This is a genomic window from Rhodopseudomonas pseudopalustris (genome assembly GCF_900110435.1).
Lineage (GTDB): Bacteria > Pseudomonadota > Alphaproteobacteria > Rhizobiales > Xanthobacteraceae > Rhodopseudomonas > Rhodopseudomonas pseudopalustris.
Genome location: NZ_FODT01000017.1, coordinates 18,264 through 34,496, shown reverse-complemented (window position 1 = coordinate 34,496; position 16,233 = coordinate 18,264). Strand labels below are relative to the sequence as shown.

Sequence of the window (16,233 nt, the reverse complement as noted above, 5' to 3'; positions counted from 1 at the left end):
GTCAGAACCGGAAGTAGATGAACGGCTGGAACGGAATCGCCACCGCCCGGGCGATGGCGACGATGCCGAGCAGGCCGAGGCCGATATTGCCGGCCAAGCGCAGCACGGCGCCGCCCTGCCATGCCGCGCGCAAGGCGGCGAAACCGGGCAACGCCGGGATCAGGCTCAGCGCCGCGCCGAGCGCGGCGGTCCAGATCACCGACGCGGCCGGCGTCAGCGTCGTGGTCGATTGGCCAAGGCCGGCGAGCGCGGCGAAGAAGGAGCCGAGATGCGCAGCGCTCGGCGAGCGGAAGATCACCCAGCCGATCATCACGATCAGCAGCGTCAGGAGGGTGGCGACCACCGCCCCGCTGCGCTTCAGCGCCCGCTCCAGGAACAGCCGGTCGAGCGTCAGGAACAGGCCGTTATAGGCTCCCCACAGCACGAAGTTCCAGCTTGCCCCGTGCCACAGTCCGGACAGCAGGAAGCAGATCCACAGATTGCGAGTGGTGACGAGGTCGCTCACCCGATTGCCGCCGAGCGGGATGTACAGATAGTCGCGAATCCAGGTGGTCAGCGAAATGTGCCAGCGCCGCCAGAAGTCGGTGATCGAGCGGGCGATGTAGGGCAGGTTGAAATTCTCGCGCAGGCTGAAGCCGAGCATCCGCGCGATCCCGATCGCCATGTCGGAATAGCCGGAGAAGTCGAAATAGATCTGCAGCGTGAAGCACGCCACGCCGAACCAGGCGGTGGCGGCGGACAGGCCGGCCGGGTCGGCGCCGAACACTTGATCGGCGTAGCCGCCGAGCGGATCGGCGATCATCAGCTTCTTGAAGATGCCGCGCGAAAAACGCAGCAGGCCGTAGCCGAAATCATTCCAGGCGAAGCCGCGCGGCGCGGCGATCTGGCCGTCGATCTCGTGATATTTCAGGATCGGACCGGCGAGCAGCTTGGGAAAGAAGAACACGAACAGGCAGTAGTCGGAAAACCGCCGCGCCGGCTTGGAGACGCCGCGGTAGCTGTCGACCAGATAGGTGATCTTCTCGAAGGCGACGAACGACACGCCGATCGGCAGCGCGATCTGCCACAGCGGCAGCGCGCCGAGGCGGCCGGCCGCAAGCAGCAGGTTGAGGCTCTCGATGGCGAAGCTGGTGTATTTGTAGATGACCAGGATCGCCAGGTTCTGCACCACGCCGAGCGTCAGCAGCGCCCGCCGCGTCGCCGCGTTCGGCGTGCGGGCGATCCGCAGCGCCAAAAGGTGATCGACGAGGGCCGAGACCACCACCACCGGCACGAACAGCGGCTCGCCCCAGAGATAGAACAGGCCGCTGCCGGTCAGCAGGATCCAGCGTTTCGACCGCGCGTCGCCGGCGGCGAAGTACAGCACCAGCAGAAACGGAAAGCAGGTCAGGAACAGGGGTTCGTAAAATAGCATGGGCGGGCCGGCGCTCCGTGATGCCCTGTTTCCGCAATCTTCCGGAACCTATTTCAGATTCTCATGTGGCGGCACAGCACGCTCAGCGGTGGTCGATCAGACCAGTCTCGTCGGTGGGGCGGGAGGGAATGTCTTGCGAACAAGAACGGTCGCAGGAAAATGGTGCCGCAAGAGGGATTCGAACCCCCGACCCCGTCATTACGAATGACGTGCTCTACCAGCTGAGCTATTGCGGCGACCGCGGGCGGGTGATGCACCGCCCGAAAACGCTGGCTTCTGATATCGACCGGCGGGCGGATTGGCAAGAACCACCGCCGGCCGGACCCGGAAATCCGGGTTGTTGCGCGCAACGCCTTGCGGCGTTCCGCGAATTCGACCGGTTCGCGCCGTCCGGAGCCTGTTCGGTTCCGATCGAATCAGAACCGAAGCTCGAGATTCCAGCTACGACGCATGTTCTTCAAGCCAGTCGGCCAGTGTGCCGGATGACGCGCCAGAACAGGATGACGATCTCCGAAACGTCATTCTGTTCCAAGTTCTTATTTGAGCGTGATCTTTCCCGAAAGCCGGTGTCCCCTTTCGGGATCAATGCTCTATCGCGGCGGTCGGTAGCCGCGCCAGTTGCCGGTCTGGCCGGCGGGCGCGGCCGATTGTTCGGTAAAATCCCCCGGCGCGGCCTCTTCGTCGACGCCCGGATCGTCCGGGGCGCGGACGATCGGGATCACCGGCGGCGTGGCCTGGCTCGGGCGGCGATGGAACAGCGGCGTTGACGGCATCGCGATCACGGTCTCCGACGCGGCGACCGGCGCTTCCGGCGCGCTCTTGCCGGCATCCTTGGTTGCGCCTCCCCGGGAGCTGCCCTTCTGGTCCTTCGGCTTGTCGGCGGCGGCCTCGGGCTCGACCGTCACCACGGTCGCCTCCGCCTGCTTCGGCGCCACCACCGTGGTCTCGACGACCGACTCGATCGTCACCGTCACCGGATCATGGGCGTTGGCCGCCGGCAGCGCCTCGGTCGCCGAGGAGGCGATCAGGGCGTCGTGAAACGGGTTGTCCTCGATCACCACCGCCTTCCTCGCCGGCAGCGCGGCGATCGGCACCTGCCACTGGAACGCATCGAGCCGGCCGGTCACGGGCGACACCGGGCGCCAATGATCCGAAATATAGCCGTCGGCGGTCCACATCGCATCCGGCAGCGCGCGCACCGCGCGCAGCGTCCAGGCGCGCGCTTTCGCGGTGTCGCCGCGTTCGCCGTGCTCGATCTCGGCCATCAGCATCGCGACGCGCTGGGTCGGATTGTCGATGAACGGCTGCAGCGCCCGGCGCGCGCGCGCAAATTCGCCGGCGTCGATCCCGGCGCGGGCGATCGCCAGCGCGCTTTCGAAATCGGCCGGGTTCTTGGCGATCAGGTTCTGCACCCGCGCCAGCCGGATATTGGCCGGATCGCCCGGTTTGATGTTCGCATAGGCGGCGGCCAGATCGGGATGCGGCTGGGCCTGCCAGGCCGCCTCGATCACCTTCATGGCGCGGCGCACCTGATGGGTCTCGGCGAGACATTTCGCGGCCAGCACCGCGGCCGGGATCAGCGTCGGCGCCAGCTTGTTGGCCTCGAGCGCGCTGTCGCGCGCCAGGCTCTCGTCGCTGTCCTCGAGGTCGATCGCGCGCGCCGTCAGCAGCACCGCGCGCTGCCGGCGAAAGACCTTCTTGTCGACCAGCCCGGAGGACAGGTTGGTTTCGAGAATATCCAGCGCCCCGGACCAGTCGGCGCGGGCGCAGCGGAAGCCGAGCACCGCCTGCGACGCCCAGGTCGAATTCGGCTGCAGCCGCAGCGCTTCCTCGGCGATCGCCAGCGCGCCGTAGGGATCGTCGGCGCGCTGCGCCTCGATATAGAGGCCGCGCATCCCGAGCGATTTGGTGTCGTCGCGCCCGGCCATCGCCAGGAAAGCGCGGCGGGCGCCGTCGCGGTCGCCTTCGAGCTGCGCCGATTGCGCCTGCAGCAGCAGCGCCAGCGGATCGTGCGGCGCGTGCCGCCGCGCGGCGCTGGCGTGGTTGCGCGCCGCCGCGGCGTCGCCATGGCCGACCGCGAGCAGTCCCTGGGTGATGGCGTGGCGGGCCCGGCCGCTGCGACGTTCGAAGCGGCCGCGCTTCATCCGGCTCGGCGCACGCCACAGCCCGGTGATGATCGCCCAGGCGAGCACGATCGAGACGATCGCGGCGCCGAGCCCGAGGACGAAGACCGGCAGACGCATCTCGGCGCGCCAGTCGTTCCACGACAGCACGACATCGCCGGGCTGTTCGGCCACCCAGGCTGCGCCCGCGGCCGCGAGCGCGATGATCACGAGAAACAGGATGATGCGCAGCATGGGAATCCTATGGCGACGGTTTCTGCAGCGCGGCTAGCGCAGCGGTGGCGAAGGAATGCGAGGCGACGAGAGCTTGGTCGCGCGCCTCGGATTTGTCGATCCAGGATTGAACAGGAGCGCGGTCGGCCGGCGCAAGCGCTTTCAGCTCGCGCCGCGCCTCGGCAAGGTCGCCGCGCTGCGCCGCCGCGGTAATGCGGCCGACGATCGCGGTGCGATCGATCCCGGCGGTGGCGTCGGAACGCTGGATCCGGATCAGACGTTCCGCATTGGACTGGAAGCGGTCGATGAAATTCGCGTTGCTGGCGCCCTCGGCGCCCGACAACAGCTTCGGCAGCAGGGCGATCAGCTCGCGGCCGAGGGCGGCGGCGGCGGGAACCCCGGTCGCCGCGAACGGCTCCAGCGGCTTCAGCGCTCCCGTTTCGGTGGCGAGCGGCTCGGCGGCCTTCAGGATCGCCGCATAGGGCGCGCCCTGCTTCACCGTCAGATCGAGCATGGTCGCGGTGACGAGACGGCGCAGCGGCGCGTCGTCGGACACGACCGCGGGCTGCGGCGCTTGCGGGGCGGCCTCGGTCGCGGTCTTGGCGGCGTGTTCGAGCTCGGTCAGGCGGGCGTTGATCGCGGCCAGCGCCGCCGCCGAATCGGTCGCGGCCTTGTCGGCAGCGGCCTTGTCGGGCGGGGTCTTGTCGGTCGAGGCCATCGCCGGCGGTTCGCTTGCGGTCGCGGCAGGCTCGGACGGCGCGGCCTTGACCTCCTTCAACGCGCTGGCGAGCTGTTCGGATCGGTCGCGGAGCGTGGCGAGGTCGTCGCGCAGCGCGGCGACGGTCTTCTCCAGCGCGTCGACCTTGCCGGCCAGCGCCGGATCGGCTGCAGCGGCAGGCGTTGTGGCGGTGGTCGAACCGGTCGGCGCCGGCCGCGCTTCGAGGTCGGCGATCCGCGCCTTCAGCGCATCGATCGCCGCAACGTCGCCCTCCGGCGCGCTCACGCTGGTCGAGGACAGGAACTGCGGCAGCAGCCCGGTCTTGGCGGCGCCGACAACCACCGCGGCGGCGATCGCGACCGCCAGCACCGGCGGCAGCATCGCCGCGACGATGCCTGGCCGGCGCGGCTCGGCGGCGGCCGCAGACCGCGCCGCGGCTTCCTCGGCTTTGTCCGATGTGGAGGCGAACCGGGTCTCGGGAGGATCGTCAGTCGCCGTCTCCGGCAGCGGCTCGGCGTCGATCACGTCCTGCTGCCGATGCTCTGCGGATGGCTCCAGCGCCGGATCGTCGCGAATCTCCTCCGCGGTCGGCTCGACGGGGTTCAGGGCCAGCGCCTCGATCGGCGCGTCCACATCCACCTCGGCGGCTTGTTCCGGATGCGCATCACTTGCGCCAACGGACGCCGCGTTCTCGCGCGGGTCCTTTTCGTGCTGCGTATTTTCGTGTCCGGGCCTGTTCTTGACCATCCGCAACCGTTCCTCGTCACCTGTCCAGCCGAATCCGTTTTCGGTCCGGGGCGTTGTTACTTAGCGCGCCGGCGCGCCGATCGCACGGTCCAGCGCTTCGAACAGCGCCGGCTCGTCGGGCGTGCGCGCCACCGTCACCTGTGTGGCGCCAGCCTCGCGCACCACCTCGGAGACTGTCTCCGACAGGCAGCATTGCGGGATCGCCAGCGCCGAGATCTCGATTCCCGACTCCCGCGTCGCGTCGATGAAGGCGCGCGCGCTGCGTCGCGAATAATGTAGCACCGCCTCGATGCGATGAGCTGCGAAAGCGTCGCAGACACTCACCGGCAGGGTCGGCACCGGCGCCATCCGATAAGTGGTCTGCATCACGACGTTGAAGCCGTCTTCGCGCAATTCGCCGGCGAGGTCGCGCGACAGGTCGGCGCCGGCCAGATACAGCAACGTGCCTTCGGTCTTCTTTTTACCGCGGACGCTGTCGGAGACCTTCAGCCGCAGCCGGGCGGCGTCGCCGTCGGCGACCACGACATCCTGGAACCCAGCGTCGCGTGCGGCGCGTGCGGTATGTTTGCCGACCGCGAACAGCGGCAGCTTCAGCAGTCGCGCAAAGCCCGGCTGATGCTCGATCGCCCGCAGCGCATTGGCGCTGGTGACGATCACGCCGGTGGTGATCGTGTCCTGATCATCCGGAAACGGCAGCGGTTCGAACCGCAGCATCGGCGCCAGCAACACGTCGTAACCTTTCGCGCGCAGCGCCGCTGCGGTCGCGTCATTATCGGGTTGCGGGCGGGTGACGAGCATAGCCACGCCTGACGTCCTCGCATGCGAGAGGGAAACAGGAGCCGATGCGGCCGCCGGAACAAGCGGGCCATCAGACTTTGCCGGAGCCGCGGGGAGCCGACCGGATGATTGCATTCCGCGACCCCGCAATGCTACGCGAAGCAAGGAGAACGCTGGTTCGGCCGCAAACGCAAGGGCTCAATTTGACTAGTGAACAAACCTTGCTGGTGCTCGGAATCGAGACAACCTGCGATGAAACCGCCGCCGCCGTGGTCGAACGCCGCGCCGACGGCAGCGGCCGGATTCTCTCCAACATCGTGCGCTCGCAAATCGACGAACACGCGCCGTTCGGTGGCGTTGTACCGGAGATCGCCGCGCGGGCGCATGTCGATCTGCTCGACGGCATCGTCGCAAATGCCATGCGGGAAGCGGGAACCGGTTTCGCGCAGCTCTCGGGCGTCGCCGCGGCGGCAGGGCCGGGGCTGATCGGCGGCGTCATCGTCGGGCTGACCACCGCGAAGGCGATCGCGCTGGTGCACAATACGCCGCTGATCGCGGTCAATCACCTCGAGGCGCACGCGCTGACGCCGCGGCTGACGGATGCGACCGAGTTTCCTTACTGCCTGTTCCTCGCCTCCGGCGGCCACACCCAGATTGTCGCCGTGCTCGGCGTCGGCGACTACGTCCGGCTCGGCACCACGGTGGACGATGCGATCGGCGAGGCGTTCGACAAGATCGCCAAGATGCTGGGGCTGCCTTATCCGGGCGGGCCGCAGGTCGAGCGCGCAGCGGCGTCCGGCGACGCCGCGCGGTTCGCGTTCCCGCGGCCGATGCTGGGGCGGCCCGACGCCAATTTCTCGCTGTCCGGCCTCAAGACCGCGGTGCGCAACGAGGCCAGCCGGCTGACGCCGCTGGAGCCGCAGGACATCAACGATCTGTGCGCCGGCTTCCAGGCCGCGGTGCTGGACTCGATGGCCGACCGGCTGGGCGCCGGGCTGCGGTTGTTCCGCGAGCGCTTCGGCGCGCCGAAGGCGCTGGTCGCGGCCGGCGGGGTCGCCGCCAATCAGGCGATCCGCCGGCCTTTGCGCGAGGTCGCCGCGAAGGCGCAGACCACGCTGATGGTGCCGCCGCCGGCGCTGTGCACCGACAACGGCGCGATGATCGCCTGGGCCGGCGCCGAGCGTCTCGCGCTCGGCCTGACCGACACCATGGACGCGGCGCCCCGCGCCCGCTGGCTGCTCGACGCCAACGCGACCGCGCCGGGAAAATTCGCCAATACGCGCGCGGGATTCTGAAACCGATGATGGCTCATTCGATTGTGCGAGGCGTCCGTGTCAGCATTTAACTCGATCGCCGTGCTCGGCGGCGGCGCGTGGGGAACCGCGCTGGCGCTGACGGCGGCGCGCGCCGGCCGCAGCGTCACGCTGTGGGAGCACGATCCCGGCCATGCGCAGCATCTCGAACAGACGCGCGAAAGCAGATTCCTGCCCGGGGTCAGGCTCGAGCCGTCGATCAAGGTGACGCGCGATCTCGCAGAAGCCGCCCGCGCCGAGGCGCTGCTGCTGGTGGTCCCGGCGCAGGTGCTGCGCTCGGTCGCCACCTCGCTGCAGCCGCTGATAGCCGCGCGCACGCCGCTGATCGCCTGCGCCAAGGGGATCGAGCACGGCACCCACCGCTTCATGACCGAGATCATCGCCGAATGCGCGCCGAACGCGATTCCGGCGATCCTGTCCGGCCCGAGCTTCGCCGCCGACGTCGCGCGCGGCCTGCCGACCGCGGTGACGATTGCGGCGAGCGACGCCGCGATCGCGCAGGCGCTGGCGCAGGCGATGAATTCCGGCAGCTTCCGCCCCTATCACTCGACCGACGTGCGCGGCGTCGAACTCGGCGGCGCCACCAAGAACGTGATGGCGATCGCGGCCGGCATCGTCGCGGGCCGCAAGCTCGGCGCCTCGGCGCTGGCGGCGATGACGACGCGCGGCTTCGTCGAGCTGGTGCGGTTCGGCAAGGCCTATGGGGCGCGGATCGAGACCATGCACGGCCTGTCGGGCCTCGGCGATCTGACGATGTGCTGCTCGACGCCGCAATCGCGCAATTTCTCGTTCGGCATGGCGCTCGGCCGCGGCGAGAGCATCGATGAGGCCGCCCACGGCAAGCTCGCCGAGGGCTACTACACCGCGCCGGTGCTGCTGGAGATGGCGCAGGCCAAGGGCGTCGAGATGCCGATCTCGACCGCGGTCGCGGCGATCCTCCAAGGCCAGCTCGGCGTAGATGCTGCGATCGAAGGCCTGCTGACGCGGCCGTTGAAGGCTGAGGAATAGACGATGGCGTACTGGCTGGTGAAATCCGAGCCCTCGGTGTGGTCGTGGGACCAGCAGGTGGCCAAGGGCGCCAAGGGCGAGGCCTGGACCGGCGTCCGCAACCACTCCGCCAAGCTGCATATGATCGCGATGAAGAAAGGCGACAGCGCCTTCTTCTATCACTCCAACGAGGGCAAGGAGATCGTCGGCATCGCCGAGATCATCCGCGAGGCCTATCCCGACCCGACCGACGAAAGCGGCAAATTCGTCTGCGTCGACCTCAAGGCCGACAAGAAGCTGAAGACGCCGGTGACGCTGGTCGCCGTCAAGGCCGAACCGAAGCTCGCCGAAATGGCGCTGCTGAAATACTCGCGCCTGTCGGTGCAGCCGGTGATGGCGGACGAATGGAAGCTGATCTGCAAGATGGGCGGGGTTTAGTACTCAGCGCCTGCGCCGGGAACTGACGTCATCCCGGGCGAAAGCGGGGGACCCAGTATCCCAGAGCGCTCGCGTTCAACCTCTGACTCTCTGCAATACTGGATCGCCCGCCTTCGCGGGCGATGACAGTTGGGCGTGGACATCGCTGCGGTATCCGCGCATCACCGGCTGATGAGCAGCACCTCCGCCATCGCCGATCCGATCGCTTTCATTCGCGCCAATACGCGGCTGCGTCCTGTGCCGCTGGTGCCGGAGGTGATGCTGCATGTCGCCGACGAGGCGTTGCCGCTGTGGAGCAAGACCGAGGAGGAGCTCGGCGAGGCCGGGTTGCCGCCGCCGTTCTGGGCGTTCGCCTGGGCGGGCGGGCAGGCGCTGGCGCGCTATCTGCTCGATCATCCCGAAACCGTCGCCGGCCGCGACGTGATCGATTTCGCCTCCGGTTCGGGGCTGGTGGCGATCGCGGCGATGAAGGCCGGCGCGCGGCGCGTGACCGCGTTCGACATCGACGGCTTTGCGCGCGAGGCGATCGCGGTCAACGCGGCGGCAAATGGCGTGGCGATCGCGGTCAGCGGCGACGATCTGCTCGCCGCGCCCCATGTGGCGCCGGCCGAGACCGTGCTCGCCGGCGACATTTTCTATCAGAGCGACATCGCCGACCTGGCCTTCGGGTTTCTGCAGAACCGGGCAGACGGCGGCGCGTTCGTGCTGATCGGCGATCCGGGGCGCTATTATCTGCCGAAGGACAAGCTCACCCAGCTCGCCAGCTACGGCGTGCCGGTGACGCGCGAGCTCGAAGACGCCGAGATCAAGGCGACCGGCGTATGGACGCTGAAGCAGCCAGTCCGATAGCCGGCATCCCCGTCGTCGGCCGGCGGCATCGCCAGCGCGTCGGGGAGGCGGATGGCGCCTGCCGCTTCCCAGCCTCGCCGGCCGCCCCGGCGTATCGAAATTCTGTCGATCGATCATTGGTTTGCGGGCGGCGGGGCAGCCGCCGGCAGCTTCCGCGCCAGGCCGCTCCCGGTTGCTCGACACGCCGCGCCGGCCGGACCGGCGACAATCAGCGCCAAAAGTCGGATGGACGCCGGCTTGTCGTTACCGGGCACGCCGACGCATAATCGCCCGAACAACAACGGCCGGAATGGTGAGACGATCGCACGTCTCTTCGCCGGCGACGCTCATCCATCAGCGGTTTTCGCGATTTCGCCCGATCGGCAGTGTACGATCCGGCGAAGCGGGATGTGCTGACAGGTGGGCCGCCGGTCTTGAAGCGATTTGCGGTCCGGGCACTGACGGCGGGTGCGGCAAGGCCGCGTATTCGGGTGGAGGAAAGAATGTCCGAGAAAATCTACGACGTGCCCTCGGAATGGGCGAGCCGCGCCTTCGTGGACGATGCGAAGTATCGCGAGATGTACGCCCGCTCGGTCAGCGACCCGAACGGCTTCTGGGCCGAGCAGGCCAAGCGCCTCGACTGGATCAAGCCGCCGCACAAGATCGAGAACTGCTCCTTCGCGCCCGGCAACGTCTCGATCAAATGGTTCGAGGACGGCGTCCTCAACGTCGCGCATAATTGCATCGACCGGCATCTACACACCCGCGGCGATCAGGTCGCGATCATCTGGGAGGGCGACGATCCCTCGCAGTCGCGCAAAATCACCTATCGCGAGCTGCACGACGAGGTCTGCAAATTCGCCAACATCCTGCGCAACCGCAATGTCGGCAAGGGCGACCGCGTCACCATCTATCTGCCGATGATTCCGGAAGCCGCCTTCGCGATGCTGGCTTGCGCCCGGATCGGCGCGATCCATTCGGTGGTGTTCGCCGGCTTCTCGCCAGACAGTCTCGCCCAACGCATCACCGACTGTCAGTCCAAGGTGGTGATCACCGCCGACGAGGGCCTGCGCGGCGGCCGTAAGGTGCCGCTGAAGGCCAATGTGGATGCCGCGCTCGCCAAATGCGGCGGCGTCGACTGGGTGGTCGTGGTGAAGCGCACCGGCGCTGCGGTCGAAATGGATGACGTCCGCGACTTCTGGTACCACGAGGCCGCCGAAATGGTGACCACGGAGTGCCCGATCGAGCCGATGCACGCCGAAGACCCGCTGTTCATCCTCTACACCTCGGGGTCGACCGGCCAGCCCAAGGGCGTGCTGCACACCACCGGTGGCTATCTGGTGTTCGCCGGGATGACGCACCAATACGTGTTCGATTATCACGACGGCGACGTCTACTGGTGCACCGCCGACGTCGGCTGGGTCACCGGTCACAGCTACATCCTGTACGGGCCGCTCGCCAACGGCGCGACCACGCTGATGTTCGAAGGCGTGCCGAACTACCCGACCAATTCGCGGTTCTGGGAAGTGATCGACAAGCACCAGGTCAACATCTTCTACACCGCGCCGACCGCGATCCGCGCGCTGATGCAGGCCGGCGACGAGCCGGTGAAGAAGACGTCGCGCAAGAGCCTGCGGCTGCTCGGTTCGGTCGGCGAGCCGATCAATCCGGAAGCCTGGGAGTGGTATCACCGCGTCGTCGGCGACGACCGTTGCCCGATCGTCGACACCTGGTGGCAGACCGAGACGGGCGGCATCCTGATCACGCCGCTGCCCGGCGCGACCAAGCTCAAGCCCGGCTCGGCGACGCGGCCGTTCTTCGGCGTGGTGCCGGAGATCCTCGATCCGGAAGGCGTGGTGCTGGAGGGCGAATGCACCGGCAATCTCTGCCTTGCGCGCTCCTGGCCGGGCCAGATGCGCACGGTGTACGGCGATCACGCCAGGTTCGAGCAGACCTACTTCTCGGCCTATAAGGGCAAGTACTTCACCGGCGACGGCTGCCGCCGCGACGCCGACGGCTATTACTGGATCACCGGCCGGGTCGACGACGTCATCAACGTCTCTGGACACCGCATGGGCACCGCCGAGGTCGAAAGCTCGCTGGTCGCGCATCCCAAGGTGTCGGAAGCCGCCGTGGTCGGCTATCCGCACGACATCAAGGGCCAGGGCATCTACGCCTATGTGACGCTGATGGCCGGGATCGAGCCCAGCGAGGAGCTGCGCAAGGAGCTGGTCGCCTGGGTCCGCAAGGACATCGGCCCGATCGCCTCGCCGGACCTGATCCAGTTCGCGCCCGGCCTGCCGAAGACCCGCTCCGGCAAGATCATGCGCCGCATCCTGCGCAAGATCGCCGAGGACGAGCCCTCGACGCTCGGCGACACCTCGACGCTGGCCGATCCCGCGGTGGTCGACGATCTCGTCGAGCATCGCCAGAACAAGCACCACAAGGCGGTCTGACCGCGATTGCGACAGCGCCCTGCCTCCTTCGGGGGCAGGGCGCTTCGTTTTGCGGAGACCCTCCCCCAGCCGCCCGGTCCGGCTGCGTCAAATCCCCTCAATTTGGGCGACGGATAGTCGCGGCTCAGGCGGCCGCCCGCGACTGTTTGTGCCCGTTCAACAACATGTGTGAGGCCGATCGGCGCCGACAGCCACTTTGCGACCGAGTGTTGTTTCCCAGCTATTTACTTTGTTGAACGGATTTTCTTTGAATGCCGCGTCCAATCCCCGTCCCTGTTACCGGTCAGAATCACTCGGTTAATCTGCGGCGCTACAATGGCGAGGCATGTGGGCGGCCGGGTCGGGCACGATGAGACCGGCAGAGGAAACTGGAGAGACGGAATGTCTTTTGGATTTCGTTCGGCGAAGACCGCGGGTGCGGTGGCGGCTCTGGCCTCGGCCTTCGTGCTGACGGCGCCTGATGCCCAGGCGCGGCCCGATCTGGTGAGCTTCCGTGGCGACTATTCGCCGGGGACCATCGTGGTCAAGACCAACGAGCGCCGGCTTTATCTAGTGGTCGAACCGGGCCAAGCGGTGCGCTATCCGGTCGGCGTCGGCAAGGCCGGCAAGCGCTGGGAAGGCGTCACCAAGATCGACGGCAAGTACCGCAATCCGGCATGGTCGCCGCCGGCGGACGTGAAGCGCGACAATCCGGCGATACCCGATGTGATCCCGGGCGGCACGCCGGAAAACCCGATGGGCGTCGCTGCGATGACGCTGGCCGGCGGCGAATACGCGATCCACGGCACCAACCGTCCGAACTCGGTCGGCGGCTTCGTCTCCTACGGCTGCATCCGGATGCTGAACGACGATATCAGTGATCTGTATCAGCGCGTTTCGGTCGGCACCCAGGTCCTCGTCACCCGCTGAGGCGCTTGAGCGCTTGAAAGCGAGCTCGTATCGTCTCGCACCGGATCAATCAGCTCGTAAAAAAGCCGCGCACGAAGCGCGGCTTTTTCGTTGGTGTGACGCTGACCTTCAGCGCCGCGGTGCGGTGCCGGGGGGCGGCGGCGGCAGCGAGGCCTGACCGCCGTTCAGCAGCGGCGTGATGCGGCGGACGGTGACGCGGCGGTTCTGCCGCTCCGGTCCGTCGGTCTGCACCTTGAGGTACTGCTCGCCATAACCCTGCGAGGTCAGGTTCTCGGCCGGCACCGCGAATTGCTGGGTGAGCAGCGCGGCGGCGGATTCGGCGCGGCGGTCCGACAGCGACAGATTGTCGGTGTCGTTGCCGGTCGCGTCGGTGTGGCCCTCGATCAGGAACACCTCGCGCGGGTTGCGCGAGATCGACCGGTTCAGACCGTCGGCGATCGCCTGCAGCTTGGACGCCTGATCCGGCGAAATGTCCCACGAACCGAGCTCGAATGTGATCGTGTTGAGATCGATCGAGGGCATCCGCTGCCGCACCGACGGGCTGTAGCGGATCTCGTCCATGGAGTAGCGGCGCTGGATCCGCTCTACCGGCGGGGCGTCGAGGGTTTCGTAGATCAGCTCCGGCGAGGCGTCCTCGTAATCGACGATGTAACGGTCGCGCGGCATACGAAGCACCGGCGGCGGCAGGTCGACGTAGAAATTCGCCCGGTCACGCGGACCGAAGCTGTTGTCGATGATGATGATCTCGCGGCCTTGGCGGTCGCGGCGGATACGGCGGAGCAACTGGCCGTCGCCACCGGTCACGTTGATGATCTCCGAGCCATCAGGACGGACCACGATGGTGCGGGTGTCGCCGCCGCGGATCTTCTCGGTCCGGATGTTGCGCGCGCCGTAGCGGAACCGATCCATCTCGTTATGGCGGATGAACTCCTGCCCGTTCGGGTCGCGCACGATGATGCGGCCGGGCTCGGTGATCACAGTGCGGCCGCCTTGCTGGACCTCACGGCGTTCGCTGCGGAAGTCGGTGATGTTGCGCGGACCTTGCGGCGCGGCGCCCGGGGCGATCGGGGTGAGCGCCTGTGCGGGCGGCGGCGCGGCGGGGATCGGCGCGGTCACCGTCGGCGGTGGCGTGCGTGCGACCGGGGCGCCCGGCGGCAGAGCGCCGGCAGCGCCGGGTTGCGCGCCCTGCGGACCGATCGTGCCGGGAACCGGCGCGGTGGTTTGTCCGGCCGGCGGCTGTGTCGGGGTGGCAGGCGTCGGCGTGGCCGGCGTCGGCGCGCCGATCTGGCCGGCGGCCGGCGGCGGAGGCGTCACATCCTTCTGAGCGACCGGCGGCTGTCCTGCCGGGGGCTGAGCCGGTGCGCCGGTCTGCGCGGCAGGCGGCTGCCCGGCCGGCGGAGGTGTTGTCGGCGCACTGGTCTGCCCGGCTGCCGGGGGCGGAGTCTGTGCAGCCGGCGGAGGCGAGCCGGCCGCCGGTGGCGCGCCGATCTGGCCGGCCGCAGGCGGGGTCGGGCGCTGGCTCGGCGCTCCACCCTTGTCGGCGGGCGCGAGCCTGTCGGCAGGCGCGGGCTGTCGCTGCGGCGCCGCGGCGGGCGGCGGCGTGGGGGCTGCTCCCTTGTCGGCGGCGGGCGGCACGGACGGCCTTGGCGGAGTCGCAGCGGGGGGCGGCGGCGGCGTAGCTCCCTTCTCGGCAGCGGGCGGCGCGGATGGCTTTGGCGGAGCCGCTGCAGGGGGAGGCGGCGGCGGAGCCGCACGCGGGGGTGCTGGCGGCTCGACGCGCGGCGCACTCTTTTCAGCCGGAGGTGCGGGCGGGCGCGGCGGTGCAGCCGCTGGAGGCGGCGGAGGCGGCGGCGGCGCAGCGCGCGGGGCTGCAGGGGGCTCGGCACGGGGCGCCGGCGGCGGAGCGGGACGCGGCGGCGGCTCCGCGCGCGGGGCGGCCGGCGGCTCGGCGCGTGGCGCGGGGGCAGCAGCGGGGGGCGGCGCGGGACGCGGCTGAGGCGCTGCGGCGGGAGGCGGCGCCTGGCTCGGGGCGGCGCCCGGAGGCGGACCTTTGCGCTCGCCTGGCGGCGGACCCTTGCGGTCTTTCTCGTCACCCTTGTCCGGAGCCGGAGCGGCCTGCGCCATCAGCATCAGCGCGGTGTCGGCGCGTGCCGGCAAGCTCGCCGCTTGCCAGAGGGTGATTGCAGTGGTGGCGAGCAATGCTAGTCGAAGTCTTCTCATCGGAAATCCCCGCGAATCAAACGCTGCGAACCAAACTATCCGTTCCAGGGCGGAACCGGTTCGTGAATGCGATCAACGATGACCCGTGGGGCCGGATTGTGGCGGTCCGCCGTGAGTCGCCGCTAATTATTTCGCTGCGCGCCGCCGCGCGATGCGCTGCTATTCATTGCGCATTCAGGCGGCTGGTTCGCGAAGCGAATGATGGTGATCAATTGCGCACGCGATCAGCAGTAAAGGCGGCGCTGCTCGCGCCGCCTCCCGCTGATCATCGAACTACGCGCCGCCTCACATCACCGCCGGGTTCGGAGCGCCGGGTCCGGGCGAGGGCGGCATTGGTACTTCGTCCGGCGTGTTGCCGGGCAATTCCTCCGGACGCGGCGGTGCGCCGGGCTCGGTGATCGGCGGCGGGATATCCGGATTGGGATTTCCCGGGGGTGATTCCGGCGGCGGCTCTGTCGGCGTGCCGGGCGTGCTCGGCGGCACTTCGGGCGGCGGCTCCGACGGGCCCGGCCTGTTCGGATCTTCCTGCGGCTCGGGCGTCATCAGATTGCGACCTTGCGGTTTTCGCCCAGATCGGGACGCGAGCCGGTCGCGGCCGCCACAGCCATCTTCACATAGCTGACGAGGGTGCCGGGCGAATCCCAGTATTCGGCCTCTTCCGGGGTGACCTTGAGAATGCGGATATTCGGATCGTCGGGACTGTCCCACCACGCTTTCGCGGCGGTGCCGAACAGCTCCTTGATCTTGGCGCGGTCGTTCGAGATGGCGCCATAGCCCGATACAGAAACGTATTTCTGCGCGCTCGCATCCGCAAAGCCGAGATTGACGTGGTGATCCTGCGCGATCTCGTCGTCCTTGTGCCGGCGAACATCAGTCAGGAAATAGATCGCGCCTTCCTCGGGGCGAATATAGGCCGCCATCGGCCGGGACCGAAGCTTTTCGCCGTCCCGTGTCGCCAGCATCGCGAAGGTAATCTTCTTCATCAGGTCCCAGGCGTGCTGCGCATCGCCCTGGTTGGTATCTGCCGCCATTGCGTAATCTCCATGCCAGAGGCGGCATAACGATCCGTTGGCGGCGATGTTCCTGTTCC

General features: G+C 68.4%; 13 protein-coding genes and 1 tRNA gene. 6 read left to right on the top strand and 8 right to left on the bottom strand.

Features of this window, described 5'->3' with window-relative positions; all coding sequences use genetic code 11:
- Position 1 precedes the first annotated feature (1 nt).
- From BMY71_RS23085 to BMY71_RS23065, 5 genes are all read right to left on the bottom strand, one after another.
- Positions 2–1,414, bottom strand: a complete 1,413-nt coding sequence (locus tag BMY71_RS23085) for an MBOAT family O-acyltransferase (protein ID WP_092686256.1) — start codon at positions 1,412–1,414, stop codon at positions 2–4.
- A 160-nt stretch (positions 1,415–1,574) separates the two neighbouring features.
- Positions 1,575–1,650, bottom strand: a tRNA-Thr gene (locus BMY71_RS23080).
- A gap of 354 nt (positions 1,651–2,004) precedes the next feature.
- The gene (locus BMY71_RS23075) at positions 2,005–3,771 is read right to left on the bottom strand and encodes a heme biosynthesis HemY N-terminal domain-containing protein (RefSeq protein ID WP_092686255.1); all 1,767 of its coding nucleotides are present in this window, start codon (positions 3,769–3,771) and stop codon (positions 2,005–2,007) included.
- A gap of 7 nt (positions 3,772–3,778) precedes the next feature.
- A complete protein-coding gene (locus BMY71_RS23070) occupies positions 3,779–5,215 on the bottom strand; it encodes a COG4223 family protein (RefSeq protein ID WP_092686254.1) in 1,437 nt (478 codons plus the stop codon).
- 60 nt (positions 5,216–5,275) lie between these two features.
- On the bottom strand, positions 5,276–6,019 hold the full coding sequence (locus BMY71_RS23065; RefSeq protein ID WP_092686253.1) for a uroporphyrinogen-III synthase: 744 nt from the start codon (positions 6,017–6,019) through the stop codon (positions 5,276–5,278).
- Between the two features lie 194 nt (positions 6,020–6,213).
- On the opposite strand from BMY71_RS23065, the gene tsaD reads away from it, so the two are divergent.
- The 6 genes from tsaD to BMY71_RS23030 all read left to right on the top strand — a co-directional run bounded on the left by tsaD (position 6,214) and on the right by BMY71_RS23030 (position 12,923).
- Entirely contained in the window at positions 6,214–7,287 is a 1,074-nt protein-coding gene (tsaD, locus tag BMY71_RS23060; RefSeq protein WP_092686252.1) for a tRNA (adenosine(37)-N6)-threonylcarbamoyltransferase complex transferase subunit TsaD, read from the top strand.
- Between the two features lie 36 nt (positions 7,288–7,323).
- On the top strand, positions 7,324–8,313 hold the full coding sequence (locus BMY71_RS23055) for an NAD(P)H-dependent glycerol-3-phosphate dehydrogenase (RefSeq protein ID WP_092686251.1): 990 nt from the start codon (positions 7,324–7,326) through the stop codon (positions 8,311–8,313).
- A gap of 3 nt (positions 8,314–8,316) precedes the next feature.
- Positions 8,317–8,730, top strand: a complete 414-nt coding sequence (locus BMY71_RS23050; RefSeq protein WP_092686250.1) for an EVE domain-containing protein — start codon at positions 8,317–8,319, stop codon at positions 8,728–8,730.
- Between the two features lie 171 nt (positions 8,731–8,901).
- Entirely contained in the window at positions 8,902–9,579 is a 678-nt protein-coding gene (locus BMY71_RS23045) for a class I SAM-dependent methyltransferase (RefSeq protein ID WP_092686276.1), read from the top strand.
- Positions 9,580–10,061: 482 nt separating this feature from the next.
- The gene (gene acs, locus BMY71_RS23035) at positions 10,062–12,014 is read left to right on the top strand and encodes an acetate--CoA ligase (RefSeq protein WP_011500900.1); all 1,953 of its coding nucleotides are present in this window, start codon (positions 10,062–10,064) and stop codon (positions 12,012–12,014) included.
- 381 nt (positions 12,015–12,395) lie between these two features.
- A complete protein-coding gene (locus tag BMY71_RS23030; protein WP_011500901.1) occupies positions 12,396–12,923 on the top strand; it encodes a L,D-transpeptidase in 528 nt (175 codons plus the stop codon).
- Positions 12,924–13,031: 108 nt separating this feature from the next.
- On the opposite strand, the gene BMY71_RS23025 is transcribed toward BMY71_RS23030, so the two are convergent.
- The 3 genes from BMY71_RS23025 to BMY71_RS23015 all read right to left on the bottom strand — a co-directional run bounded on the left by BMY71_RS23025 (position 13,032) and on the right by BMY71_RS23015 (position 16,174).
- Positions 13,032–15,143 carry an OmpA family protein gene (locus BMY71_RS23025; protein ID WP_092686248.1) on the bottom strand — a complete coding sequence of 704 codons (2,112 nt, stop codon included), beginning with the start codon at positions 15,141–15,143 and terminating at the stop codon, positions 13,032–13,034.
- 285 nt (positions 15,144–15,428) lie between these two features.
- Positions 15,429–15,686, bottom strand: coding sequence for a hypothetical protein (locus BMY71_RS23020; RefSeq protein ID WP_041805097.1), 258 nt, complete (start codon positions 15,684–15,686; stop codon positions 15,429–15,431).
- Positions 15,686–16,174, bottom strand: a complete 489-nt coding sequence (locus BMY71_RS23015; RefSeq protein WP_092686247.1) for a pyridoxamine 5'-phosphate oxidase family protein — start codon at positions 16,172–16,174, stop codon at positions 15,686–15,688. The genes BMY71_RS23020 and BMY71_RS23015 overlap by 1 nt, the downstream gene beginning before the upstream one ends.
- Positions 16,175–16,233: the final 59 nt, after the last annotated feature.

Coding starts and splice junctions, on each gene's coding strand:
- BMY71_RS23085 (WP_092686256.1), bottom strand. CDS start 1,414: ATGCTATTTTACGAACCCCTGTTCCTGACCTGCTTTCCGTTTCTGCTG.
- BMY71_RS23075 (WP_092686255.1), bottom strand. CDS start 3,771: ATGCTGCGCATCATCCTGTTTCTCGTGATCATCGCGCTCGCGGCCGCG.
- BMY71_RS23070 (WP_092686254.1), bottom strand. CDS start 5,215: ATGGTCAAGAACAGGCCCGGACACGAAAATACGCAGCACGAAAAGGAC.
- BMY71_RS23050 (WP_092686250.1), top strand. CDS start 8,317: ATGGCGTACTGGCTGGTGAAATCCGAGCCCTCGGTGTGGTCGTGGGAC.
- BMY71_RS23045 (WP_092686276.1), top strand. CDS start 8,902: ATGAGCAGCACCTCCGCCATCGCCGATCCGATCGCTTTCATTCGCGCC.
- acs (WP_011500900.1), top strand. CDS start 10,062: ATGTCCGAGAAAATCTACGACGTGCCCTCGGAATGGGCGAGCCGCGCC.
- BMY71_RS23030 (WP_011500901.1), top strand. CDS start 12,396: ATGTCTTTTGGATTTCGTTCGGCGAAGACCGCGGGTGCGGTGGCGGCT.
- BMY71_RS23025 (WP_092686248.1), bottom strand. CDS start 15,143: ATGAGAAGACTTCGACTAGCATTGCTCGCCACCACTGCAATCACCCTC.
- BMY71_RS23020 (WP_041805097.1), bottom strand. CDS start 15,686: ATGACGCCCGAGCCGCAGGAAGATCCGAACAGGCCGGGCCCGTCGGAG.
- BMY71_RS23015 (WP_092686247.1), bottom strand. CDS start 16,174: ATGGCGGCAGATACCAACCAGGGCGATGCGCAGCACGCCTGGGACCTG.